This window comes from Candidatus Proelusimicrobium volucris (assembly GCF_959605025.1).
GTDB classification, from domain to species: domain Bacteria; phylum Elusimicrobiota; class Elusimicrobia; order Elusimicrobiales; family Elusimicrobiaceae; genus Proelusimicrobium; species Proelusimicrobium volucris.
Genome location: NZ_CAUHCY010000001.1, coordinates 1 through 24,234, shown reverse-complemented (window position 1 = coordinate 24,234; position 24,234 = coordinate 1). Strand labels below are relative to the sequence as shown.

At 41.8% G+C, this 24,234-nt stretch carries 24 protein-coding genes; 10 read left to right on the top strand and 14 right to left on the bottom strand.

The annotated features are described in order from the left end of the window. The first annotated feature begins 2 nt into the window (after positions 1-2). Positions 3-458 (top strand): thermonuclease family protein, encoded by a 456-nt coding sequence (locus ACQY3M_RS00120; protein WP_428065034.1) that lies wholly within the window; start codon positions 3-5, stop codon positions 456-458. A gap of 66 nt (positions 459-524) precedes the next feature. Here ACQY3M_RS00120 and ACQY3M_RS00115 read toward each other — a convergent pair whose 3' ends face one another. Then, positions 525-1,583, bottom strand: coding sequence for a DUF5681 domain-containing protein (locus tag ACQY3M_RS00115; protein WP_428065032.1), 1,059 nt, complete (start codon positions 1,581-1,583; stop codon positions 525-527). A gap of 193 nt (positions 1,584-1,776) precedes the next feature. Between ACQY3M_RS00115 and ACQY3M_RS00110 the strand changes: the two genes are divergently transcribed. Both ACQY3M_RS00110 and ACQY3M_RS00105 read left to right on the top strand, forming a co-directional pair. Further along, positions 1,777-2,361 carry a LexA family protein gene (locus tag ACQY3M_RS00110; RefSeq protein WP_428065030.1) on the top strand — a complete coding sequence of 195 codons (585 nt, stop codon included), beginning with the start codon at positions 1,777-1,779 and terminating at the stop codon, positions 2,359-2,361. A 9-nt stretch (positions 2,362-2,370) separates the two neighbouring features. Beyond that, positions 2,371-3,207, top strand: coding sequence for a BRO-N domain-containing protein (locus ACQY3M_RS00105; protein ID WP_428065028.1), 837 nt, complete (start codon positions 2,371-2,373; stop codon positions 3,205-3,207). 116 nt (positions 3,208-3,323) lie between these two features. Here ACQY3M_RS00105 and ACQY3M_RS00100 read toward each other — a convergent pair whose 3' ends face one another. The 3 genes from ACQY3M_RS00100 to ACQY3M_RS00090 all read right to left on the bottom strand — a co-directional run bounded on the left by ACQY3M_RS00100 (position 3,324) and on the right by ACQY3M_RS00090 (position 7,582). Beyond that, on the bottom strand, positions 3,324-5,141 hold the full coding sequence (locus tag ACQY3M_RS00100) for a P-loop ATPase, Sll1717 family (RefSeq protein WP_428065026.1): 1,818 nt from the start codon (positions 5,139-5,141) through the stop codon (positions 3,324-3,326). A gap of 499 nt (positions 5,142-5,640) precedes the next feature. Then, positions 5,641-6,876 (bottom strand): MBL fold metallo-hydrolase, encoded by a 1,236-nt coding sequence (locus ACQY3M_RS00095; protein ID WP_428065024.1) that lies wholly within the window; start codon positions 6,874-6,876, stop codon positions 5,641-5,643. A 1-nt stretch (position 6,877) separates the two neighbouring features. Beyond that, positions 6,878-7,582, bottom strand: a complete 705-nt coding sequence (locus ACQY3M_RS00090) for a hypothetical protein (RefSeq protein ID WP_428065022.1) — start codon at positions 7,580-7,582, stop codon at positions 6,878-6,880. Positions 7,583-7,895: 313 nt separating this feature from the next. Between ACQY3M_RS00090 and ACQY3M_RS00085 the strand changes: the two genes are divergently transcribed. After that, on the top strand, positions 7,896-9,260 hold the full coding sequence (locus ACQY3M_RS00085) for an aldehyde dehydrogenase (RefSeq protein WP_428065020.1): 1,365 nt from the start codon (positions 7,896-7,898) through the stop codon (positions 9,258-9,260). A 77-nt stretch (positions 9,261-9,337) separates the two neighbouring features. On the opposite strand, the gene ACQY3M_RS00080 is transcribed toward ACQY3M_RS00085, so the two are convergent. The 3 genes from ACQY3M_RS00080 to ACQY3M_RS00070 all read right to left on the bottom strand — a co-directional run bounded on the left by ACQY3M_RS00080 (position 9,338) and on the right by ACQY3M_RS00070 (position 12,068). Further along, positions 9,338-10,264, bottom strand: coding sequence for a helix-turn-helix transcriptional regulator (locus ACQY3M_RS00080; protein WP_428065018.1), 927 nt, complete (start codon positions 10,262-10,264; stop codon positions 9,338-9,340). Between the two features lie 29 nt (positions 10,265-10,293). Continuing rightward, on the bottom strand, positions 10,294-11,478 hold the full coding sequence (locus ACQY3M_RS00075; protein ID WP_428065016.1) for an RtcB family protein: 1,185 nt from the start codon (positions 11,476-11,478) through the stop codon (positions 10,294-10,296). Between the two features lie 257 nt (positions 11,479-11,735). After that, positions 11,736-12,068 (bottom strand): hypothetical protein, encoded by a 333-nt coding sequence (locus ACQY3M_RS00070; RefSeq protein WP_428065014.1) that lies wholly within the window; start codon positions 12,066-12,068, stop codon positions 11,736-11,738. A gap of 278 nt (positions 12,069-12,346) precedes the next feature. Between ACQY3M_RS00070 and ACQY3M_RS00065 the strand changes: the two genes are divergently transcribed. The 3 genes from ACQY3M_RS00065 to ACQY3M_RS00055 all read left to right on the top strand — a co-directional run bounded on the left by ACQY3M_RS00065 (position 12,347) and on the right by ACQY3M_RS00055 (position 14,691). Next, the gene (locus ACQY3M_RS00065) at positions 12,347-13,111 is read left to right on the top strand and encodes a nucleotidyltransferase domain-containing protein (RefSeq protein WP_428065012.1); all 765 of its coding nucleotides are present in this window, start codon (positions 12,347-12,349) and stop codon (positions 13,109-13,111) included. Positions 13,112-13,126: 15 nt separating this feature from the next. After that, on the top strand, positions 13,127-13,981 hold the full coding sequence (locus ACQY3M_RS00060; protein ID WP_428065010.1) for a hypothetical protein: 855 nt from the start codon (positions 13,127-13,129) through the stop codon (positions 13,979-13,981). Positions 13,982-14,103: 122 nt separating this feature from the next. Further along, on the top strand, positions 14,104-14,691 hold the full coding sequence (locus ACQY3M_RS00055) for a hydrolase (protein ID WP_428065008.1): 588 nt from the start codon (positions 14,104-14,106) through the stop codon (positions 14,689-14,691). 198 nt (positions 14,692-14,889) lie between these two features. On the opposite strand, the gene ACQY3M_RS00050 is transcribed toward ACQY3M_RS00055, so the two are convergent. Next, entirely contained in the window at positions 14,890-16,068 is a 1,179-nt protein-coding gene (locus ACQY3M_RS00050; protein WP_428065006.1) for a dicarboxylate/amino acid:cation symporter, read from the bottom strand. Positions 16,069-16,159: 91 nt separating this feature from the next. Between ACQY3M_RS00050 and ACQY3M_RS00045 the strand changes: the two genes are divergently transcribed. Beyond that, the gene (locus tag ACQY3M_RS00045) at positions 16,160-17,008 is read left to right on the top strand and encodes an RDD family protein (RefSeq protein WP_428065004.1); all 849 of its coding nucleotides are present in this window, start codon (positions 16,160-16,162) and stop codon (positions 17,006-17,008) included. 63 nt (positions 17,009-17,071) lie between these two features. On the opposite strand, the gene ACQY3M_RS00040 is transcribed toward ACQY3M_RS00045, so the two are convergent. Next, on the bottom strand, positions 17,072-17,548 hold the full coding sequence (locus tag ACQY3M_RS00040; RefSeq protein ID WP_428065002.1) for a PaaI family thioesterase: 477 nt from the start codon (positions 17,546-17,548) through the stop codon (positions 17,072-17,074). 49 nt (positions 17,549-17,597) lie between these two features. On the opposite strand from ACQY3M_RS00040, the gene ACQY3M_RS00035 reads away from it, so the two are divergent. Together ACQY3M_RS00035 and ACQY3M_RS00030 are read left to right on the top strand one after the other, a co-directional pair. Next, positions 17,598-18,230: a CYTH domain-containing protein gene (locus tag ACQY3M_RS00035; RefSeq protein WP_428065000.1), complete on the top strand. Its 633-nt coding sequence runs from the start codon at positions 17,598-17,600 to the stop codon at positions 18,228-18,230. Positions 18,231-18,292: 62 nt separating this feature from the next. Then, a complete protein-coding gene (locus tag ACQY3M_RS00030) occupies positions 18,293-18,466 on the top strand; it encodes an indolepyruvate ferredoxin oxidoreductase subunit alpha (protein WP_428064998.1) in 174 nt (57 codons plus the stop codon). Between the two features lie 81 nt (positions 18,467-18,547). Here ACQY3M_RS00030 and ACQY3M_RS00025 read toward each other — a convergent pair whose 3' ends face one another. The 5 genes from ACQY3M_RS00025 to ACQY3M_RS00005 all read right to left on the bottom strand — a co-directional run. Beyond that, complete coding sequence (locus ACQY3M_RS00025) at positions 18,548-18,697, bottom strand: hypothetical protein (protein WP_428064996.1); 150 nt, start codon at positions 18,695-18,697, stop codon at positions 18,548-18,550. 17 nt (positions 18,698-18,714) lie between these two features. Then, the gene (locus ACQY3M_RS00020; protein ID WP_428064994.1) at positions 18,715-20,157 is read right to left on the bottom strand and encodes an FGGY family carbohydrate kinase; all 1,443 of its coding nucleotides are present in this window, start codon (positions 20,155-20,157) and stop codon (positions 18,715-18,717) included. Between the two features lie 12 nt (positions 20,158-20,169). Further along, on the bottom strand, positions 20,170-22,131 hold the full coding sequence (locus ACQY3M_RS00015) for an LTA synthase family protein (RefSeq protein ID WP_428064992.1): 1,962 nt from the start codon (positions 22,129-22,131) through the stop codon (positions 20,170-20,172). 1 nt (position 22,132) lies between these two features. Beyond that, positions 22,133-23,323: a RecB family exonuclease gene (locus ACQY3M_RS00010; protein ID WP_428064990.1), complete on the bottom strand. Its 1,191-nt coding sequence runs from the start codon at positions 23,321-23,323 to the stop codon at positions 22,133-22,135. Positions 23,324-23,441: 118 nt separating this feature from the next. Continuing rightward, positions 23,442-24,234 (bottom strand): anion permease (locus ACQY3M_RS00005; RefSeq protein WP_428064988.1); only part of this gene is annotated, 793 nt, incomplete at its 5' end.

Sequence of the window (24,234 nt, the reverse complement as noted above, 5' to 3'; positions counted from 1 at the left end):
TTATGCGTTATTTGGTGGCCTCAGTAATACTTTTGGGCTTGGCTATGTTGTGTCAAGCCCAAGAGAATGATTTAAGCCAAAACTTTAATAAGGTTTCATTGGCTTCTGTATATGACGGGGACACTTTCCGTGTGCATTTGGCCTGTAAATATGGGGTATTTTGCAAAACTATTCCCATCCGTGTGCGTGGCGTGGACTGCCCTGAAATTAAAGGTGGTTCTGCTGAAACTAAAGCCCTAGCCAAGCAAGCCAAAGCATTCACTAAAAACTTCCTTAAAAGTGGTAAGATTCTATTGCGTAACTGTGGGCGTGATAAATATTTCCGTTTATTGTGTGATGTAAAAGTAAATGGGCAGAATTTAGGGGAAGAACTACTTAAGGCAGGGCACGCTATCCCCTATGATGGCGGCACAAAAGAAAACATTGCTATCTCCCCCCAAAGTGATACAAAACATTAGAGGATTTACCTATTCTTCAATAACCCGACAGTAATATTTGTTATTACTGCCGGGTTATTAATTTTATTAGATGACGCAACTTTTTGATAACACCGGTATCAGTAATTCTTTGATTGTTTTAATGGCCTCATCTTCGCTAATATTGAGTTCTTTAATGTATTTTTCGCATTGTGTGGCATTTGGCAGAGTCTGCGCCGATTGATATACTCCCTTGAAATGCTCGTAACTGTCGTTTAGTTCTTTCATTTCCCATTGAAAATGTGTCTTTTTTAGGGCTTGGGTTAGCATATCGCCGCGCTTAAACTCCCATTCCACCGTGGCATACTCGCTTCTTTCCGTCATAAAGTCCATATACTCTTTGAATTGCCGCATAAACCCAATACGCACCAGTTCTATCACTTTTTGGATGCGTTCGTATTGCTCATCAGTAATGCGTTGTAATGGTTGTTCCCCAGCTAGTGTTTTATAAAGCGTATCCTTTTGTTCTTCAGCAAGATTGGCAGTCGCATCATCTACCCCTTGCCAATAGGCATATTCCTGGGATATTTCTTCCCAAAGGTTTTCCAAGATAAACAGGCACGCATAGGTACATAGCAAATCCGACAGGATAAGCGCGGTGCCAAATGCTTTCCTGCCTCCTATCTGCTTAAACATAGCATTTAAATTGAGAGCACATTTCATCGGGTCGCACGGCTTGGCAGAGGATATAATCTTATTATGATAGAGGAAATTATCTATCATCTCTTCGGTCACATACCCCTCTTTAATCAGTCGGCCCATAAAGAGTTCGGCCTTATCCTTGCGTTGACCCTTTTGGTGTATGTTAAAAAGTAGCTTTTGGCTTTGGATATCGCCACGTAGCGCTTTGTTGGTTAGCTGGCGGGCAAAACCCTGTTCTTTGGTAATTTTAGAGCCGTCCGTAAGCGTAATGGATGAGTTTAATTCGCGCTGAATGTAAGTATAGATACCGTTTCTACTGCCCTTGGTGCGGCCTTTGGGATTACCGCTTTGGCCGGGCTTGAATTGTGTGCTTTTAGGTGGTTTACCATACCCCACTTCGTATTGTTTGGGTGTGGTAATGGATTCCGCTTGCGCGGTTACTTCTTTTACTTCAGTTTCGTTCATATACAGCTCCTTATGTTATGTTTTATTTGTTTCCATAGTTATCCCTCTCGAACTTATAATTTTCCCTTGCCGATAACGGCAAAACCCACGCTACATTAAAACATATTTTCTATTTTATGTCAATTTTTTCTATTTTTTATAGAAATTGACTAAACGCGTGAAAAGAGTTATACTGTTTGTATTGGAGAACACTATGCTTTCGGCAAAACAAAAACAAATTTTAGAACTCGTCCAACAAAACCCGCAAATCACTTTGGCAGAACTAGCTAAAGCGGTTGGCTTAAAATCGGTCAGCACGGTACACGTGCATATCCGCAAACTGATTAAAGAGAACTTTTTAGAGCGTAATGGGCACGCATTGATTGCCACGCACCGCCCTGTGGATGAGTTTACCCCTATCCCCTTTTATGGGTTTGCCCAATGCGGGGATACGGACATTTTTGCCGAGGAAAACATTGTGGACTATGTGAACATGCCCACCAAGTTTTTGCCCACTCCTACGCAAGATTTATTTTTTATCAAGGCCAAGGGTGATTCCATGGAACCGACTATTAGTGACGGGGATATGCTGATGTTCCGCAAAACGAGTGAATTGCCTCCGGTTGGCAGCGTGGTATTATGCCGCCGCGAGGACGGACTTAAAATCAAGCGTTTAGGCCAATATAACACCGAAAATGGGCCCGCCTACCGATTAGTATCGGATAATAAGGCCAAATACGAGCCATTCCCGGCGGACGCATCCGTCGAAATCTTAGCCAAACTGGTACGCATGAATTAAGGAGACTATATGACTAAATCAGCACTTACTATTTTTGAAGATTTTAAAATCCGCCGTCAGTATGACGAAAAGACCGAAACGTGGTATTTTTCTATTGTGGATGTAATTTATGCATTAACTGAAAGTAAGGACCCACGCAACTATTGGAAGGTGCTCAAACACCGTCTTTTGAAGGAAGGAAACCAGTCGGTTACAAATTGTAACCAACTGAAATTACAGGCGGCAGATGGCAAGTTTTATAAGACGGATGTAGCCACTCCAGAACAGCTTTTACGCCTTATCCAATCCATTCCCAGCCCCAAAGCCGAACCATTTAAATTGTGGCTAGCCAAAGTGGGTTATGAACGCATCCAAGAAACTGCAGATCCATCCAAGGCACTAGACCGCGCACGTTCCCATTGGAAAGCCCAAGGGCGCAGCCAAAAATGGATACAACAGCGTATGATGGGCCAAGAAACCCGCAATAAACTGACTGATTACTGGCAAGCTCACGGAGTAACCAAATCGGACGATTTTGCCATGCTCACAAATGTCATCCACCAAGAATGGAGTGATTTATCGGTTGCCCAACATAAAAAACTAAAAGGGCTTGAGCATGAAAACTTACGCGAACACATGAGTGAGGCCGAACTGCTTTTTACGGCGTTGGCAGAGTTATCCACCCGTCAAATTGCGGAAAAGGACAAGGCCGAAGGCGTACAAGAGAATAAAGTGGCCGGACGAAAAGGCGGCAAGCTCGCCAAACAAGCACGTTTACAATTTGAAGAAGCCACGGGAACCAAGGTAGTTACTTCCAAGAGTTCCCTGCCGGACTTTATGCCGAAGAGACAGATTAGGAAGAAATAAGAGAAGTTGTCATGTAACAAATATCAAATATTCTTGATAATTTAAAAATATTTATGGAGGGAAACACATTCTTATTGTTCCCTTTATAAACTAAAAGCGCGTTGAATTATATAATTTTATATCTTTAGTGATACATCATAAGAATCATACTGAGAATTATATCGTAAAATACGCCCCTGCCTAATCTCCCCTTCCGATACCACCTCATTCAAAAACCCTTTGCGGACCATGGAATTAGAAATTTCTGTGATTGGGACGCACCCTTTATAAACATGCCCTTGATAATCGATTGATGCAAGTACCCTGCTATGAAAAATTTTCGTAATTTTAACTTTCACGATTGCGCCATTACTAGGTTTCAGTGATCTCTGATAATCTCTTTTTGAAGTTAATGATAAAGCAGAATGAAGAGCGTTGTGTACATAAATATTCCAATCGTCCGTAATTTGCAAATCAATATCTCCTCGGTGGTACCAGCGATGTTCATGAGACATTGTAGAAATATTCCCAATCACCCCTATCCTAAATAAATTTCTTAAAACGGACAACAGATCTCGGAATATTGGAGAATTAGGACATAACATTTGTGTACGATCTTGAAATTCTTTAAATGAAAAAGAAATTTTAAATCCATTAAAGCAAGAAACAATATCTGCGATTTCTTGATTAGAATATAAGGCCGCTAATTCTTCTTTAATTTCATTTAAACTTTCTGTTGAATATGCCTTTCTAAAAGAGTCAAATACGCTCTGAGAAAAACAAGAAGCGTTTTTTTGAATAGAATTCTGAGCAGAAATCAGCATCCGAACAATATCTCTAGGTTTATTCCAACAATTAGTTAAGACATACATGGCAGGTTCTTTATCATGTATTCTATTTGGGAACCATTCCGCATATATTTCTCGATCCGTTTTGCATGAAAGCCCCTTATCATTACAAGTTGTCATTATTCTTTTCAGTAAAATTTGAATAATTGGATGTCGAAAAGAATTCGTATTGTTATATTCCCAATTCAAAGGCTGAGAAAATCCCGTTATAATTTTATTTAATTCCCTAGGATCAATTCTTTGACTTATAGCATTAATTATTTCTTGTCTTACCGCTCCAATAATTTTAGTATGTGATTGTTGCTGCTGAAATATTTTATTGTATTTATGAATACTAAATAATAAATCTCTAATAAGGTGTAGATCTCTAATAAAAATCTGTTCATCGGCGAAGTACGCTTCCAATTCATCTACAAAAATATAATAAGGTGTTTTTGTTCTAATAAGTTTAGAAAATATGGCATCAGCTTCTTCAATCAATTCAATAATCTTATGATATTTCTTCTCATTTTCCTGCAAGACTGTTTCGCTAGAAATACCAAATGTAGCGGGAATGCTAGTTGAAGGAAAAAATAGTGAAAATTTAAAAGTAGAAAACCACTTTAATTTTACTTCGTTTAATGAAGCAATTTCACTCATCTTCTTTTTAAATAATGTTAAATTTTCATCCTTATCAAATAGACCGCCATTACTCATTTCATTATCATTTAAGAATTTACTTAAAAAGAAAAAACGCCAAATGAACTGAAAATCTCCCCCTTCTGCTTGTAATTCTTTATCAATGCTCACAGAATTAAACATGCGTTGAGAATTTTCCGCTAATTCACGTCTTTTAATTTCAGGAAAATCCTCTTTAAATAAAATGAATGAGCAACAAGAATACGGATATTTTCTTTTGATTGCATCTTCAATATATCTCAACAGTGCAGTTTTCCCTGTTCCTTTATATCCTGTAACAAAGAAACAAGAAGATGAAAGCATCCTATTAATTTCCCAATTAGGTGGCAAAATAAAACTATCAACAAAATTTTTTATATTTCCTGTTTCAATTTCATCTTTTGCATCAGGTTTTCCGGCATACAAATCCTTAATTTGAATAGAACACATATTCCATCTCCTCTTTGGAGTGTTTTGGAACCTAGCAAGAAGCAAAATACGTAGAATGAAGGGTTATTGACGTGATGAAAAGCAGTAGAGAAGCAAAAACAGTATCGTCAAATCCAAAACGAACTTATTTATATCTTAATACAGAACCAATACATTTGTATTGTATAAAATATATACGAAGATTTTTATTTACTTTAAATACATTTCCCTGTCTTTTGTCTACTTTCCCCTGTTTTTTCCCTGTTATCTCTAGTAGGGAATTTGGCGCCATTTAGTAGCTATTTCTCTGAAGAGAAAGTATATAGATACGAATCCCGAAAATGGGCAAAAGCAACCTAATTTTCCCTAGTTTTGCCTGTTAATTGCCTGTTAAACAGGGAATTGCACGTCACCACCCGGCGTTCTAAGAACCCGCACCCCATCAAAATTTTCTGCCCCACCATTTTAGAAGGCACTCTTAACGAGTGCCTTTTTTGTTATACTTCCTAAACGATTTTTATTAAATGTCTAAAATTTCACCGTTTTTAAGCGGTAGCGCAGGCACTTTAAAGAGAGATTGATACTCTTGAGCGCGGCAAGTATGTATAGGGATAAGGAAACGGGGGGAAACTTCTCTTATCAGATGTGAAAGGGTATCAAAATCGGCATGGCCGGAGGTATGTAATATATCAATTGGCAATTTAAAGATTTCGGAATTTTCTTTAAAAAGACAGTCTTTTTCTAAATATCCAGGCCAAGCACTGTGTATTAAAGATACTTCTTTGGTCAGACGCAATAGTTTTAGCCTAATATTAGAATTGTCTTTTATGACATATTTTGACGGTTCGCTTAAAATTTCTTTAAGGAATATTTTCTTGGTTTTATAACGATATTTTATCTCTTTCAATTTTTTTGTTATTGTATTATTGGCAAAATAAACTCGTATATTGGGCCAATACCACTGCGGAATATTTTTCCCCAATTGAGAAAATTGTTCCAATACAAAACAAGTATAAGGGTCTATTACGATAGTTTTGTGCAAGGTGCGGGCGGCATTATAAACCGATATGAAACGGTCCAAATTCTGCGCGGAAAAGTATATAATGGCCAATTTATTCCGGCGCAATAATTCTTCCGTTTTGCTTTGTAAAGACTTTTCGCTTAGTGCTATTTGTGGAGGACGATTTAAAGTTGTGCCTTCCAAAATCAAATAATCTGGTTTTTTGCAAAGAGTAAGGTTCTTTGTCAAATAACTGCATTTGCCATGGCTGCGGAAATCGCCGGTATATAGTATTTTCTTCCCGCCAGTTTCTATTTGATATGCATAGGATTGGGGAATACTGTGGTCCAAAGGGATAGATTTTATCTTTAATTCGTCAAAAGAGACGGTTTCGTTAGGATTTAAGGGAATAAAATGCAAGTGCCCGAAATTATTGCCAAATAAAGGAGCGATATTTTTCAATAACAGGATAGCGCTCGGCGCTGCATATACGGGAATTTTGGAATTAAGCTCCGCAAGCAAGCCGCAGTGGTCTGGGTGGGCATGGGTAATAAATACGGCTTTTACCCGGGGAATATCATCTTTATAAACGCCGGATATTTTCAAGCGGTATTTTCGGGCGGGTTCATTTTCTCCTATTGAATAAAGGGGCAACCCGAAATCAAACAAAACTCTGGTTTCTCCCGATGTTATTTCTATACAGTTGCCGCCTATTTCATTGGCAGCACGGTGAATAATTAGATGATGCTCGCTCATATTATAGATTCTTAAGGAAATATTCTTCAAAAGATTTTAAATTATCACTTGCTATGGTCCCGCCGATTATTTTTCGCCTTAATTTTCTTGTGTTCTCTTCAAATTCCTCGCGCCTGGAAGAAAACGGAAGGGGGAGAAAAGAGATAAGCGCTTTTTCATAATAAGGGTTATCACTCAAATTTTTTTGTATTTCGTCCATAAAACGATAATGGCTTTTATTTTTACAATAATAATTAGGGGCAACTATCGTTAAGGTAACTGGCTTGGCCAATTCCGCGGGGAGCAGCTCTTCCCGCCTTGCGCGGAGCATTAGGGCGTAATAGAAGATTATCTCGTATGCCGCATGAGCCAATTCGTTGCTGCCCGTTTTTAATTCAAACAGGCGGCATATGGCGCCGTTTGCGTCGGTTTGTACTAAATCTATATTGTTAGTGCGATTAAACGAAAATTGATTGTAAAAACAGGCCTTAGGCATACACATCGTTATGATCCTTTCCCAAAGATGTTCTTTTTTTATTGTGGGGTGAAGATCTGTATTGCGGCGCAGTTTAAAGGAGTTTGCTTCTTCGTCGGCAAAGAAGAACTCTGTTGCTTTTTTATACAATTCTTCCAAAGTGTTGGCTATATCTAATTTTTTTAAATTGCCGTAAAGTTTCCGTTTGTCTATCGCCCATCGAGAAAAAGAGGCGCTATCTTTTATACTCATTACCCAATCCCCCGTTGACTGAATTATCTTATATTTCCCCAAATCTAATTTTATATTACATAAATCTATTTTAACAGAGAAAGCGAAAAGCGTATCTAACGCTATTGGAAAAGCGAATCTGATGGCGAAATCTCCGTCGCTTGTGTTTTAAAGTTTTCGTTATACGCCCCTCGGTAGAAATAATATGAGAAATTAAATAGATAACCTTAAAATATCAGATATGGTACTTATGCATAAAACGGCCGGTGCGGTAACTTGATATTTTTATGTCATAATATATTTGAATAATAAAATCCTGTTGATGGGGGTAGGAATGAAAGAAATATTGCGAAAACAGCGGGAGTTCTTTAAACGCGGCGCAACATTGCCGCCGGCTTTTAGGCTTGAATCTTTGAGAAAATTGAAGTCCGCCATAAAAAACTATGAAAGTCGCATTTGCTCCGCACTTCATAAAGATTTGGGCAAAAGCGAAACAGAATCGTATATGTGCGAAATATCCTTGTGTTTGGGGGAAATAGATTACTTCCTAAAGAATTTGAAAAAACTTTCCAAAGATAAAACCGTCCCTACGCCGCTTTCCAATTTTTATTCTAAGAGTGTTATAAAAACCGTTCCAATGGGCAATGTGCTGATACTAAGCCCGTGGAACTATCCTTTTTTGCTTTCCGTAGAGCCTTTAATAGAAGCTCTTGCCGCGGGCAATACCGTCGTTTTAAAACCGAGCGCGTATTCCCCAAATACAAGCAGTTTAATTAAAAATATGTTGGGCGAAATATTCGCGCAGGAATATGTCAGCGTAATTACGGGTGGAAGGGAAGAAAACAAAAATCTGCTTTCTGAAAAATTCGACTATATATTCTTTACCGGCAGCACCGCCGTAGGCAAAGAAGTTTTGCGTCGCGCGGCCGAAAATCTAACGCCTGTATCTTTAGAGCTTGGCGACAAAAGCCCTTGTATCGTAGACGAAAGTGCCGATATAAAGCTATCGGCCAGGAGGATTGTTTTCGGCAAATTCCTGAACTGCGGGCAAACATGCGTCGCGCCCGATTATATATTGTGCCAAGAAAGTATTCTGCCCGCTTTAACCGCGGCCCTGAAAGCGGAAACGGAAAAACAATTTGGCAAAGAGCCGCTTCTCAATCCCGATTACGGCAAAATAGTTAATGATAAACATTTTAAACGCTTATTGGCTTTAATCGATGCCAATAAAGTAATACTTGGGGGGAAAAGCGACGAAAATTCCTTAAAAATAGAACCTACTTTGATGACGGACGTTTCTTGGAGCGACGCCGTTATGAAAGAAGAAATTTTCGGCCCTATTTTGCCTATTTTGTCTTATAAGAATTTAAATGAAGTTATACAAAGCATTGAGAAAAACCCTCACCCTTTGGCGCTTTATATATTTTCCAAAAACAAAGCCAATATAAAAAACATAACCGAACATTGCCGCTACGGCGGGGGCTGCGTAAACGACGTTATTTTACATCTCGCCACGCCTTATCTTCCCTTTGGCGGAGTGGGGGAAAGCGGTATGGGGTGCTATCACGGAAAATTCGGTTTTGAAACATTTTCCCGCAAAAAAAGCATTTTGGACAAGAGCACCCTGATAGATATCGCTTTAAGATATCAGCCTTATACCGGGCTAAAGAAATATTTGCTGAAATTCTTCTTAAAATAAGATAGGGGCAACAAATATACAAGAGGCTCTGTTTGAGAGTTTATGTTAATGGCCGCATTCGGTATAGAAATTAAATCTTAGGATTTGTTTATTTTTTCCTCGTAAGCGGATAAAACTTCTTTTATCTTATTCTTAAATTCTTCCGGCGTTATCGCCACGATATGGGGCAGCCATCTTAGCACTACGGGCAAGATTTCCTCGTATTTGCCGGTAAAACATTCGAGGCGGAGTTCTCCGTTATTTGTCTTGCGGATAATTTTCTGACGCGGGAAATATTCCCTCTTTTCAAAGTAGGGCGCCGCTTGCGGCGATATTTTAAGTTCTACCCTTTTGTCGCGTTTATCTTCAAACCAGATGGAGGCGCTTTCCTCAAGTATTTTATCCATACTTTTCGGCATTTTGAAAGTATTGCCCGTTTTTTTCAATTCCTTGATTTTGTCTAAGCGCAGTTTTAGTATAAGATTATTATCGCCCAAAGCCAACATATACCAAAATCCGTCGTACCAAGCTATTTTTAAAGGAGAAATTTCCCGGCCCGATATCCTGGAGTTCTGATATTCTATTTTGAGTTTTTCTCTTTTCTTTACGGCCTGCTCTATGGTCTTGATGTTTGCATTGTTGAAAAATGCTTGTCCTTTGGGCAATTTGATGTAGAAGGGGTTGTTGGAATCTTTTTCCAATATGCGGTCGCGCAGGCTCAGGTACGTTTCTTTAAAACTTCCGCCCAAACTTCCTGCTATAGAGCCCAAAAAAGCCAAGAGGGCGGCTTCTTTAGCGCTCAAATGAAGTTTATCCAAGGTATAGCCTTCCACAAAACAATACTCACCCCTGGATATATTGGCTATGGGGAAGCCTGCGCTTTCCAATATTCTTATATCGCGCTGAACGGTGCGGGTCGTAACCCCCAAGACCCGCGCGGTAGCGGATAGATTGACGGAACCTTTGTCAAATTCGCCCAGTATAAACATTAGGCGGGTTATTTTGTTTAAGGTATCGTTTAGCATATTTTTGTATTTTCCATATTAACACATTATTACCGTACTTTAGCATATTTTTTATCGTTTAACGCTTTTACTACTCCCAAAGGCTGAAGTTTGACCAAAATACTCACCAAATCCTTCTGCGCGGCCATTACTTCGTCAATGTTCTTATAGGCCCCGGGCGCTTCGTCGAGCAAGGCCTGTTCGTTCATACGGTGTATAATGCCTTGCTTATCAAGAATTTGCCGCTGGGCCGCCAAATCCAGCTCTTTTATCGCTTTCGCGCGCGACATACACCGCCCCGCGCCGTGCGAACACGACTGCAAAGATTCCTCATTCCCTAGCCCTTGCACTATATAGGAGCTGCTTCCTTGAGAGCCGGGGATAATCCCGATAGTTTCTATCCCGGCCAAAGTCGCCCCTTTGCGGTGCACCCACAACTTGCGGCCATAATGCTCTTCAATGGTGGCATAATTGTGGTGAATGTTTATTTCCTTGAGGAATTTCGTTTGGGGAACTTCCTCCAATAGTATTTCCTTAATTTCTTTGGCGATCGCTTTGCGGTTCTCGTAGGCGAAATCTAGACAGAGCTTCATCTCCTTTATGTATGCGGCGGCTTCTTTAGTGCCTATGGGCAGGAAAGCCAAATCGTCTTTTACGATTTTATCCTGTTTGAACATAAGGCACAATTTGACCGCTTGTTTATTGTAATATTCCGCCACTTTCTTGCCCAAATTGCGGCTGCCGCTGTGTATCATAAACCAAATATGTCCGTCGCTGCCGTGTTGTATTTCTATAAAGTGGTTGCCGCCGCCCAAAGTGCCTATCTGCTTGCGGGCGGAAACCATTTCCCGTTTGCATATTTCGGTATCTTCCCAACGTTGGACGTCGGTAAATATGGGATTTTCCCTGGGCTCTTGATGATGATCAAAGCCAAGAGGCACGCGGGCATATATTTTATCTACGGCGGCGCGGATTTTTTCTCTGGACATTTGTTCAAGCGAGGTTTGGACAGCCAACATCCCGCAGCCGATGTCCACGCCAACCATATTGGGCGATATCGCATTATCCAATGCCGCGACACCGCCGATAGGCATTCCGTATCCGCTGTGCGCGTCCGGCATTAAGCAGACATTTCCGTACAGACAGGGGTGTACGGATAAATTTTCCGCCTGCATTCTGGCGGCGGGCTCCATATTGGAGCACCAAGATAAAATATTTTCTTTCAATTTTTCCATTTGTTTTTCCTTATATAACGAGAGAACGAAAAGTATATACGCCAATAGTTCCAAATAAGTTTTATACCGTTTAAGTTTTATATTCTGTCCAAGACTGTTTGGCAGTTTTCTTGTTTATAACTTTTTTAATTTTGCCAACAACTCGTGACATAGGGGCAGATATCCTCATAGAGACATATCATGCCTATTTGGCAGAACTTATCGAACATATATTAAAGAACAGAGTTCACCTTTTCGCTCTCTCCAGGGGAGTATCGCTACTCCGCAAAAACTTGGGTTTCGAAGTTGAGTTTTTGTATTTTCTCTTCCAAATTTTCAATTTTTTCGCTTAATTGGGCGATTAGGGCCAATATCTCTTCCTGTTTGAAATTGAGTTCGTAATATACGGTTTTGTTCGTTTCACTATAATAATATTTTCTTGGGCTTTTGGCTATATAATCGTTCAATCCCGACAAAAATGATTTTTGAGCTTTATAAACATTTAGCTCGCTCAAGAGAGGCTTTATCTCGGCATTGGCCTTATCTATACCTATTAACAGTTTAACAGTCTGGAAAGTTCTTCGTATTTCCCGTTGATGAAAGCCAGCCACTCTTTGGCGCTGAAACCGTTTAAAAGCAATCGATTTTCTTCTTCGCCTTTTTCCCTGATGACGATTTTAGACTACATCATTGCGCGCAGTTCGTTGATTTCTTCCTGCAGTTTGTTTCTTTTTTTAAATGCTTTGTTTAAATTCATTTGTACTTCTCCTTATAAATATCCTATTGCTTATATTCTAAAAAGTAAAAGCGACAGCCTGCGGTCGTTTTAAAAAAATAAAAATATTTTTTACGACAATATGCTGTCGCCGAGATTTTCTATAATAAAACTATGAAAACAAAGATAATCAGCGCTTTGCGAAATATAGAAAGAGAAAAGGAGATAAAAATCTTTTACGCGGCGGAATCGGGCAGCCGAGCGTGGGGCTTCGCTTCGCCCGACAGCGACTACGACGTGCGTTTTCTCTATTTTCATCGGCCGCAGTGGTATTTTTCCCTGGGGAAGCGGCAGGACTTCTTTAATCTAATGTCGCAAGACGCCGTTTTCGACTTTGGCGGCTGGGACTTGGGTAAAACGCTTGCCCTCTTGTTAAAGGGAAATATATCCTTATACGAATGGCTCCACAGTCCCATAAAGTATATAGAGGGAGATGTCTGTACTGAATTTTCGGAATTGGCTGTGGCATATTATAATCCCAAATCTTTGATATATTCTTATCTGTCTTACAGCAAGAATAATTACAAAGAACAGATAAACGCGGATATGGTTAAGATAAAGAAGTATCTTTATATATTCCGCACTTTGGCAGCATGCAGATGGATAGAACGGGAAAGCACGCCTCCGCCAATTGAAATGTCAAAACTGAAAGAAATGTATAAACCGGAAAAGGGGATTTTGGCTTTTATAGACGAATTGATAGAACTGAAACAAAACGGCAAAGAGCGCAATGCTATCGCGCGAAACGACGGAATCAATACTTGGATAGAGAATACCTACGAGTATTATAAAGAATATGCCGACAGCTTGCCAGAACCGGCCTTGAAAGAGGCCCCGCTGGAGGAGTTTTTTTATCGCAGCGTTATGAGGTCAAATTGAATATGGGGCGTTATTATGACGAAAAGTAAAAGAGAAGAAAACGGCTTTCTGGGTAAACATTCCGAGGTTATGGGCGACGTATGGGCGGCGCTGTTTGGCGACGTCGAACAGTTTTTGCACATTCTGCCGGAAGAGCTTAAAAACGGTAAAATAATATCGCAAGGAACTATAAAAAATAGGAAGGGTTATATTCTTGCAGATAGCAGGTCTTCTTTGCCCCTTCTTCACTTGATAAGGGAGATGAATAGCAAAAAAAATGTATATGTTTCTTCGGCTCCGCTTTTGCCTGGGATTGAAAGGAATGTAAAATTGACGGATATTCACACTTGGAAAAACGGCGGAGAAGGAGAGTTCGCCGGTTCTATTAAAAAAGTTCCTTATCATCTTTATTTTTATGATCCTTTCTTTTTGACGGATAAAGAAAAGTATGTTAAAAACGAAGAGTATAAAATTTCTTTGGCGGCTTTAGCCTATAATATAAAACTTTTTAAGGATTATACGTTCAACGTATCCAAGGGCCCTTTTTATGAAATGCAGCTGGAAAATTTCCTTAAAGAAAACCCGTCAAAAACGAAAGAAGATTTTGAGAGCCCCGTCGTAAGAGTGTCTGGGGAAGTGTTTCGTATGTTTTTCCCTTCCGAGATAGTATCTTCTTTTAACGGAGTGGGGGAAGTGGAAGATATTTTCTCTTGCCACTTGTTTGATATCCCCGTCTATGTGCTTAAGGTAAATTTCGGACATAAGGGCAATGATGAGTTCTTGGTCAATCTGTATGTATCTTCCAAAATATGCAAAGGATATATTCCAAAGAAAGGCGACGTAATAGAAACCGTTTGTTGGCTGACGGGTTATTTCTCAGGTTTAAAATAGCGGAACTAGTATTTGTGCTGGATTTTATCCTCCTAAGTATGAGAGCGTTTCTTACTTCTTTGTTCTCTACGGGGAAGAAACGCTCTCTTTAATTTTTTATAATATACTTAGAGGGATAAACTATGCAAAGCAAAATAGACAGAGCCGCAGCTTTGGATTTATTAAAAAAATATAATAAAGAGCCTTTTCACATATATCACGCGCTTACGCTTGAAGGCGTTATGCGTTACTTTGCCGTCAGCTTGGGCTATGCTCAAGAAGCGGATTATTGGGCGATAACGGGCCTTCTGCACGACATAGATTTTGAGATGTACCCTAACGAACATTGTAAAAAAGCGCCCGAGCTTTTATCCGCCGCAGGAGTGGGGGAGGATATGATAAACTCCATTTGTTCCCACGCTTATGGCCTGTGCAGCGATATCAAGCCTAAACATCAAATGGAAAAGGTGCTTTTTGCCGTAGACGAACTTACCGGTCTTATAGGCGCGGCCGCGAGAATGAGGCCTTCCAAAAGCGTCAAGGATATGGAAGTTTCCAGCCTTAAAAAGAAGTTTAAAGACAAAAAATTTGCCGCGGGTTGCTCCAGGGAAGTGATAGAGCAAGGTGCGCAGATGCTCGGCTGGGATTTGCCGAAACTTATGGAAGAAACTATAAAAGCCATGCGGGAATGCGAGGACGCCGTAAATGCGGAAATGAAAAACCTTGATTAATTGAAATTAAAAGACTATTATTAAAATCCCTCTTAAACGGAGGGATTTTTGTTCTAAATTTTTGTGGGAAAAGTTTCTAAACAAGATAAGCCCCAACCGAGGCTTTTTGCTTGGGCAAAGCCGCTATCTTTTAGTTATATATCAGTCTAAACAAAAAGCCCCGCATAAAACGGGGCTTTTTTGTTCGCGAAAAATGTCTTAGGGTTTATATATCTTATTTATTATCAAAGCTATGGCGCCGTCGCCGGTTACATTACAGGCGGTGCCGAAGCTGTCCATAGCGATATATAAAGCTATCATTAAGGCCAGGGCTTTATCGTCAAAGCCGAGCATACTGGACAAAATTCCCAAGGCTGCCATAATTGCGCCGCCCGGCACTCCCGGCGCAGCGACCATGGTTATACCAAGCATCATAATAAAGCCCGAATAGGTGTATAGATCAAACGGCATGGCGGAAATCATCATTATGGCCAAGGAGCAGGCGACGATCTTCATCGTGCTGCCCGATAAGTGTATCGTCGCGCATAAAGGAACCACGAAAGAAGCCACATTTTCCGATACGCCGTTCCCGATAGTTTGTTTTAAGGTTACGGGTATGGTGGCGGCGGAAGACTGAGTGCCCAGCGCCGTGGCGTAGGCTGGAAGCATATTTTTAAGCGCGACGAAAGGATTTTTGCCCGATACCAATCCCGCTATAACAAATTGTATCATCAGCATTACTATCGTTATCAGGAATATCAGCGCGACCAATTTTATAAATACGCTCAATACGCCCGCCACTTGCCCTGATACCGTTATATCCATAAATATACCGAAGATATAAATCGGCAAAAGGGGGATAATTATTTTATAAATCGTCTTATAGATAATATCTTTAAACTCTTCCATTACTTTCTTGAGGCTTTTCGCGTCGCAGGCCGCTATCCCCAAGCCAAGCATAAAAGCCAATATGAGCGCGGACGTAACGCCCATAATCGGCGACATATCTATGGTAAAGAAAGGTTTTAAAGAGGAAGCCGCCGCCGTATCAAGCAAATCGGCGTTGCCCGCTATCGAGCCCAATAGATAGGGGAACGAATATTTGCATACGAAATAGGTAAAAAAGCCCGAAAACAACGTAAATCCGTAAGCCAGAATTAGCGTGATTAACAGCAATTTACCCGCTTTGGCGCCCAAATCCGCAATTCCGGGGGCGATTAGCCCCAAAATGAGCAAAGGCACTACAAAACCCAAAAAAGAACTAAACAAAGAATTAAAAGTGAGAAATATTCTTATAATTCCGTCAGGCAGGACAATCCCTCCGAGAATACCGGCAATAATAGCCGCTATTACGGCCGCCAATAGCGGCACTTTAAACTGCTTTTTAGCTTTTTCCATATACTTTTCCTTTAACTTTTACTTGAGAATATTTTATAAAAAATATATATAATAATAAACGGAAAGATTTATTTCTAGGGAGGATATCCTTATGTTCAATCAACCCCAGTATTATGCTCAGCCGGAAAGCGAAGCTACTCAGCAAGAGCAGCAGTCCTATCCGCTGGCTAGCATTTTTGAGAGGGCGGTGGCTTTCGCGCTAGATATATTAGGTCTTTTTATCGTCATATACATAGCCGGATATATATTTATCACTAAAATGGGGCTTTTTTCTTCCGAAAACTATTGGATACTTCTTGTCATTTTCTATCTGCTTTTTATCCTTTACTGCGGAATATTCCAAAGCGGCGGACGGCAGACTTTGGGCAAATTTTTAGTCGGGCTAAAAGTAGTAGACCGCCAAACAGGCGAAGGGCTGAGCTTCAAAAAAGCTTTGCTTAGAGGTTTGGGCTATTTTATTAATATCTTCACGATGTTTATCGGTTTTGGATTGGCTTTCCTTAACAAAAGGCGCTTGACTTTAGAAGATTATATAGCCGGCAGTGAAGTAATTTCCGTCAGGGAAAAGACGCCAAACGAATATATCGCCATTTCCGCATTGGGCACCATGATAATAGGCGGAATAATTTTCTATGTATATTACATATTTTTTATGGCGCCGAGCGTATATCAAAAAGAACTGGTGGAAAACGCACGAGAGCAGCTTAACAAGCTGGCCTATTTGGAAGAAGTTCATAAACAGCACTTCGGGCGTTATACTTCCGATTTGCTGCGTTTGGCCTTGATAAGCGGCGATCCCGTGCAGCTGCAAAGGGACATACAAAAGAATTTAAGGCGCCGCGGGTTCAGCATAGGGATAAACTCCGACGGCTTTCAGATAAGCGCCATAGCCAAAGACAGGGAAGAAACCATCGTTACTGTCAATAATAAAGAGGAATGATTTAATTCCGAATACAAATAAAAAACCCCGCTTTTCATAGCGGGGTTTTTTATGGGGAAAATATTAAAGATGTTTTGTTCTTTCCCATTCCTCTGCTTCTTCCGCCCAGTTGTTTTTTACTTCTTCGGGCATTTTGTAAAGCAGGGCCGTACCTTTGGCGCTTATATCGCCGTTGGGCAGGATTATTTCCGCCTCAACCATTGCTTTTGATGTCCCGCCCCTGATTACCCTTCCGACAAGTTTCAGCGGTGTATTGGTGGGGGTAACTTTTTTATATACTACTTCAAGCTTTAAAGTTACCATAAGATTGTCAAAATCGCCGTTAGTCATTATGGCGCGGCCAGAAGTTTCGTCTAAAAGCGCGGCAACTATTCCGCCGTGCACCACACCGGGATAGGAACGGTAATTTTCAGATACGGTTACCTCCGCTTCCGCGGTGTTATTGTCATTATTGTTAAACCAAACTATTTTCAAGCCCAATGGATTATCCTTCCCGCATAAAAAACAGCCGCAGGAAGTGGGCTGGCGTTTCTTATTCATATTTGCTCTCCTTTATCTAAGTATATTATATTTTGCTATCATTTAATAAATGAGCGATAAAGAAACAGAATACAAATGGCAAATAGCGAGCCAAGCCGATTTCGAAGGGATTAAAGAGGCTTTGTCTTCTTTTGATTGTTCCTGCGCGCTGAGCGCGCCAAATTTGCTTGATACCTATTTTGATACGCCCGATTCGGCTTTGAGCGCGGAGAAGTCCGCCCTAAGATTAAGGAGAATAAAACTTGCCGGGCGAACCCGATACGAACTTACTTTTAAAAGCGCTTCTTCAATAGTGGACGGCTTAGCCCAAAGGCGGGAGATATCACTCCCTCTAAATTGCGCCGATCGCAAAGAGGCTTTAAAAAAGTTTCGCGCCGAAGCGGCCGCATTGAACCCTAAAGCCGTAAACTTAAAGCCGATATTTTCAATAGAGAACAAGCGCAGGGTTTGGTATATCAGAGCGAAAGATTTTGAGGCGGAACTTTCATTTGACGATTGCCTGATTAAGGCGCGACGCCGCCAAAGAATGTTGGAGGCGGAATTTGAGTTTAAAAATGGGAAAATGTCCTCTTTTAAAGCGTTCGCCGCGCGCCTTGCCGAACGAGCCGGCCTTAAAGCCGCGGTAAAATCAAAAGTGGCTACGGCGCGGGGATTGCTTGCGGAAGATAAAATTAACGTCTGAATTTAGTTTGAAAATAGTATAATAATAACTGAGGAAAATATTCATTTATAAGGAGAAGTAATATGGCTTACAAAATCAATCCTGACGTTTGCGTAAACTGCGGCGCTTGCGAATCCGCTTGCCCCGTCGGCGCTATATCCGAGCAGAACGATAAGAGAGCTATCGACGCCGCCAAATGCATCGATTGCGGTTCCTGCGCCGGAACTTGCCCGGTAAGCGCGATCGCCCAGAACTAATAATTACAGGCGAAAACTTTAAACCCCGCTTTTATAAGCGGGGTTTTTTATCGGTTAAAAGCATTCGCCAATCAAGATCGGCTACTGCGCCAAAGCGTCGGCGTCGGCAGCATTGTATTCGATGGCGGGATTGTCTTGCAGCTCCTCCCTGTTTTGGAGCGCGAAGAACCCTACCAATGCCGCCGCGCAGATTAACACTAATACCGTTATTATTATGTGATGCCTTTTCATATTACCCCCAAAATAAATCAAATATCGGGCGATTTTATCGCCCAATCAAAGAAAGCGCGCCAACGTGCGTAAAGCGCCAAAGACTCTTCTTTGGAGAACTTTGGGCTGAAGTCCTTATATTCCGCTCCGCGCCAAGTTGTAGTATCAATGCCTTCTCGGCGGGCGGCCAGCATGGCGGATCCTATCATAGTCGTGTTAAGCATACGGCTTTGACGTAAAGGCATGGCCAAAATATCGCTCTGCGTTTGCGGAAGTATGTCGTTTAGGCTTAGCCCTCCGCCAGATTCTATCCCTTTAATCTCAAAGCCCGCTTTGCCTATATAGAATATAATATCCGCCATAAGGAAGCACAAACAGCGCAATGCGCCGTATATTATGTCTTCCGTTTTTGTTTCTATCTTAAAACCCGCCATTACGGGCTTGGCGTTAAAATCCCAATACGGTGCGCCTAGTCCGCCCAAAGCGGGCAATATCCAAAGCGGATTTTTTGACTTCTTGCCGTATTCGTCAAGCAAAGGCAAATCAAAATTGATATCCATCGCTTTTAGCCAAGTAAAAAAAGATCCGGCCGCGTTTATCTGTCCTTCCAGCAGAAAAGACGGTTTTTGATTTGCGCCCGCGGCGGAAACGGAAGTTAAAATCCCTTTAAGTTCTTTTGGCTCCGCGCCTATATTAAGCAAAAAGAAAGCGCCCGTCCCGTAATTTATGCAGCCTTGGCCCTGCTTGTCCAAGCCGCAGGCCAGCGCGGCCGCCTGCTGATCGCCAGTACACACCGTTATTTTTATGCCTTTATACTCCCCGAAGTCCCCGCTTGAGGCCGTAACCTCGGGCAGAATAGCCGAAGGTATATCGAAAGATTTTAAAATGTCGTCGTCCCATTTAAGAGTATGGATATTAAAAAGCAAAGTTCTTTGGGCGCAGGCATAATCGCAGACGAATTTTTTGCCGCCCGTCAAATGCCATATTATGTAGCTGCCCACGGGTCCCGCCAATAAGCGGCCTTCCTTTAAAGCTTGCGCGGCAGCGGGGTAATTTTGCAGGCACCAGGCTATTTTGGGAGCGGAGAAAAACGGCGTATTGTAAAGCCCCGTCTTGGCGTGGAAAACATCTTGGCTTAGCGGATTGGCGAAAGATATCGCGCCCGCCCTGCCATCGGCCCAGCTTAAAGCGGGGCATAAAGCCGAACCCGTTTCTTTATCCCAAAGGACTATCGTGGATCGCTGGCAGGACAGCGCTATGGACAAAATTTTATCGCTCGCCCTTAGAGACGACAAAATATCGTCCAAAACCTTTATTTGCGTGTTAAGCAAATCTTCGGCCTTATATTCGAAAATATTGCCTTGCGCTTTGAAGGGGACAGGAATCCGTAGTTCCTTCAAAATCTTGCCGCCGACGGTAACCGCCGCCGCTTTTGAAGATGAACTGCCCTGGTCCAAAGATATTATTATGCCGTTTTCCATATTATTAGCCGTTTAGTTTTCCGCCTCGGTCCCGCCGTTTTGCTCTTCTTCGGAGGGGTGCCAGCGGTTTTCCTTTATCAAAGTAAAAAACGCCTTATCTAAAGAAAGCAAAGTTTGTTCCGCCGACTCCTTATCGAAGGAAGCGGAATATTTCTCTTGTTCCAAGGCTTTTTCCCGCGTATGTCTAAGGGCGCCGTCAGGCTGTATTATCCCGATTGTATAGCCGTCGGCAAAAATAGCGTTCCTCTTTTCGGAATCGGAAACAAGACTTTTACCCGCCGCAGAGTAAGGCTCCTGGAGGCGAAGAAGATCAAAAACCGTCGGCAATATGTCCAGCTGAGAGCCCAGCGTTTCGCTTCTTTGCGCTTTGACGTATCTGGGCGCGTAAATCAAAAACGGAATATTGTACTTTTCTTTTATGCTGCCGTTTCTGTTAAAAGTATGGTCAGCGACAAATATGAAAACAGTATCATAGAACCAGGGTTCCTTTCTAAGTTCGTCCATAAAATAGCCTAGGGAGTAATCGGCGAACATCAAAGAATTGAGGTATTTGTTTTCTTCCGTAGTATTGGGATATTTATCAAAACCTTCCAGATACCCTAAATAGGGGGTATGGGTTATCCCGGTAAAAGCGAAAAGGAAGAAAGGTTTTGTTTCGCCTTTCAGTTTTTCATTTAGCAGGCTGAACATATCGTAGTCGTAGCCGTAGCCCTCGGCTTTGACGTAGTTGAACTGTTTTGGCATATCTTCCATGCCGTAGATTTCCTCAAAACCGAGCATAGCTGCGGTCTTATCCAAATTGAAAGAAGAGCGTTGGGAAGTCTGCGCGAATATCGTTCTGTAACCCTTGTCTTTCAAGATTTGGGGGAGTTTTGTCATATTAATTTTCTCCAGCCCGTAGCCGAGTTTCGGCAGTTTGGGCAAAGCTGGGATACCCGTAAGCACCGCCGTAATGCCGGGCAAACTTCTTAGTTCAAAGGCGTAGAAATTGTTAAAATAATCGCCGTATCTTACCAATTTGTCAAAATTGGGGGTTACTCCATATTCCGTCCCTGCGACGGAATCTATATAATTAGGCACCCAAGATTCCATTACCACTATCACTAAATTGAGAGGTTTTTTATATGGCCTTATGTCCTTTAGGCCGCGCAGAAGCGGATATTGATAAGGCATAGGCGCGTCTTCCCGCTCCATCAGGACGTTTTCCACCGTTTCTTCTATCGATAAAAGCACATCTTTCTCGTTTTCGGCCATATAGTCGCCTTGGCTTATTACCCGGTAGGAAGTAAATATCCCGTTTAGGGCCAAATCGGCGGCCATACCGCTGTCGGCGGCCCTGTAAGCATCGGGTATGTTCAAGGGGGTACGGCTGGCTTTACCGTATATTCCCAATAATATCAAAGCGATAAAAACAATATAATAGACGATTTCCTTCCCGCCGCGGAAAGTAGGCTCTTGATAAAAGATTTTTATTATCAAATTTACCAGCCATAACAAAAACAACAGCCCCAAAATGAGCAGTATCAAAATCCAAAGGCCCGGCCCGAAAGCATAACCGACGATAAAGGAAAAATCGTTGCCCAGGCTTAAAAGTTCCTCGCCCATATGCCGTTTGACGTATCCGAAGTATATCAGATCCGCGCTGAGCAAAGCCCCGAACAATACAAATTCCGCCGATAAGAGGAAACTCCAAAACTTTAACCACTTGATTGACCGTACCGGCAGACTGAGCATAAACACCAAAGGCAATACGAATATCGCTATCGCCGCGAAGTCAAACCTGAGCCCGCTTAGAAAAGCAAAAGCCGTCTGCCCGAAAGCAAGTTTGTCGAAAAATGAATAGTTAAAGCATAAAAGCAATAACCTCGCGAAACTGAACAAAGCAAAAAACATGAAAATAAAAAATATCGCGCTCTTAAATCTTAACTGCATTGAGGCGCTCCTGCGCGCCAATTTTATCGGCCTGTATATCATATCACTCTTCCGTTTTTGAACAATTTAGTTTGTACTGCGTCGAATACCGCGCCAATTTTAACAGCGCATCGCGCTGCTCGGGCTTGATAAAATCGCTTTCAAGCAGCGCCTTTATCTTCCCCAGAGTAGGTACCAAAGTCTTGCCCAACAAATTAAATTCCTTTAAAATTTCCACAACCTTTTGTCTGTCTGTGAAATCCAGATTTTCTTCTTTAGACAAAGAAACTTCAAATTCCTTGCCGAAATGACGGTTTATATCCTCTTTTTGCATAGCGGCTATAATTTCCCGCTCGAGGTTTTTTACTTCCCGCAAAGCTTTGCCGTAAGCATCAACTTTATCGGAAAGAATATCCATCGGGTTTTTTGCGCTTTCTTTTTCCGCGGGCTGAGCCTGAAGTTCTTGCATTTCGGAGGGGGAAAGCTTCCATACCGGGCACATATCCTTATAGTCGCAGAAACGGCACTTGGTTTCGCCCGGGTCCGGCGCGAAATTGCCTGCTTTTATATCGGCCGCAACGGCCAGCACGCGCGACCAAAATTCTTTTATCTCCTCTTCCGAGGCAGGCTCAAAAGTCTGCGAGTCTAAAGACGGTAAATGATAAAAAAGCATATTGGATACTTCTATCCCGTCAGCCTGAGGATAGCGGGTTTTGACGACATTTTCCAACTCTTTATTGCCTTTCATCAGCTTTTGATACATCATCAGCTGGTCGGGTTCGCGGTTGATTTTTTTGCCCGTTTTGTAATCCACTATCGACACTTTCCCTTCGCCAAGATAATCTATGCGGTCTACAATGCCGATGACAGACAGTCCGTCTATATCAACCGTAGTTCTAAACTCCGTAGCCAGGGGTGAAAGTTCGTCTTTAAGATGTTTTTTGTAATAGGCCTCTATTATTTTTACGCCTTCCAAATAGCCTTCCTGTTCCTTAAGTTTGGAGGGATATCCCTTTTCCTCGTAGGTGGAAGATTCCCAATCAGTCTTGAAAAACGCCAAAACCGTTTCCAAGGGGGGGAAGGGCGGCTTAAGGGAGGAATATAAATATTCCATAACTTTGTGCAGAGCCGTCCCGAAAGCGAAATAATATTTCGGCTTTTCCGGTATTTTTAGAATATATCGAAATTTGTATTTTTGAGGACACTCTTTGTAGAGCGTCATTTTGGAATAAGAAAAACTTAATTTGCCAGCCATAAAATCTCCCGGGTAATCCTTTTATATTCTAACATTTTATATTTAAATATTAGCTACTTTAGGCAAAATAAAACCGCCGTTTTTTTATAACGGCGGTTTTGTTGTACCAAACAGACTTTTAAAACAAGGTGCTTGCCCAGTAGGAAACGGCCGAAATTAAGGCCGCGGCGGGTATGGTCACCACCCAAGCCCAAACTATTTTTCTTGCTACGCCCCAGCGTACTGCGGAGAATCTTCTGAAAGAACCTATCCCCACTATTCCGCCGGTTATCGTATGCGTCGTGCTTACCGGTATACCCAGCCAAGACGATATGAACAAAGAAGCCGCCGCACCAGATTCCGCACAGAAGCCGTCTAAAGGTTTAAGACGCGTAACTTTTTGTCCCATGGTTTTTACTATGCGCCAGCCGCCGCTAAGCGTGCCTAAAGCTATGGCCAAGTGGCATAATACCACTATTGATATGGGAATGAAGAATGTATCACCCGCGGCGAAACGGGCCACTTCGTGATTGGTCATAAAGAAATCCCTTATAACCGATATGTCGCCCGTACCGGCTGAAACTCCGCCAAAGAGCAACATTGTTATAATACCCATAGTCTTTTGGGCATCGTTTCCGCCGTGTCCCAAGCTATAAGCCGCCGCCGAAAGCAACTGCCCCTTTCTAAAAATATGGTCTACTTTAAAGGGATTGCTGTGGGCAAATAATCTGAACACTATACTGGCTATGAATATGCTGAAGAATACACCCATTATCGGCGCTATTACTATAAAAGCCACGGTCTTGATTATACCCGCGCTTACCAAGCTGGAAGGCCCCGCCTTTACCAAAGCCGCACCGATAAGACCGCCTATCAAAGCGTGTGAGGAGCTTGAAGGCAATCCCCACCACCAGGTAAGCAAATTCCATACG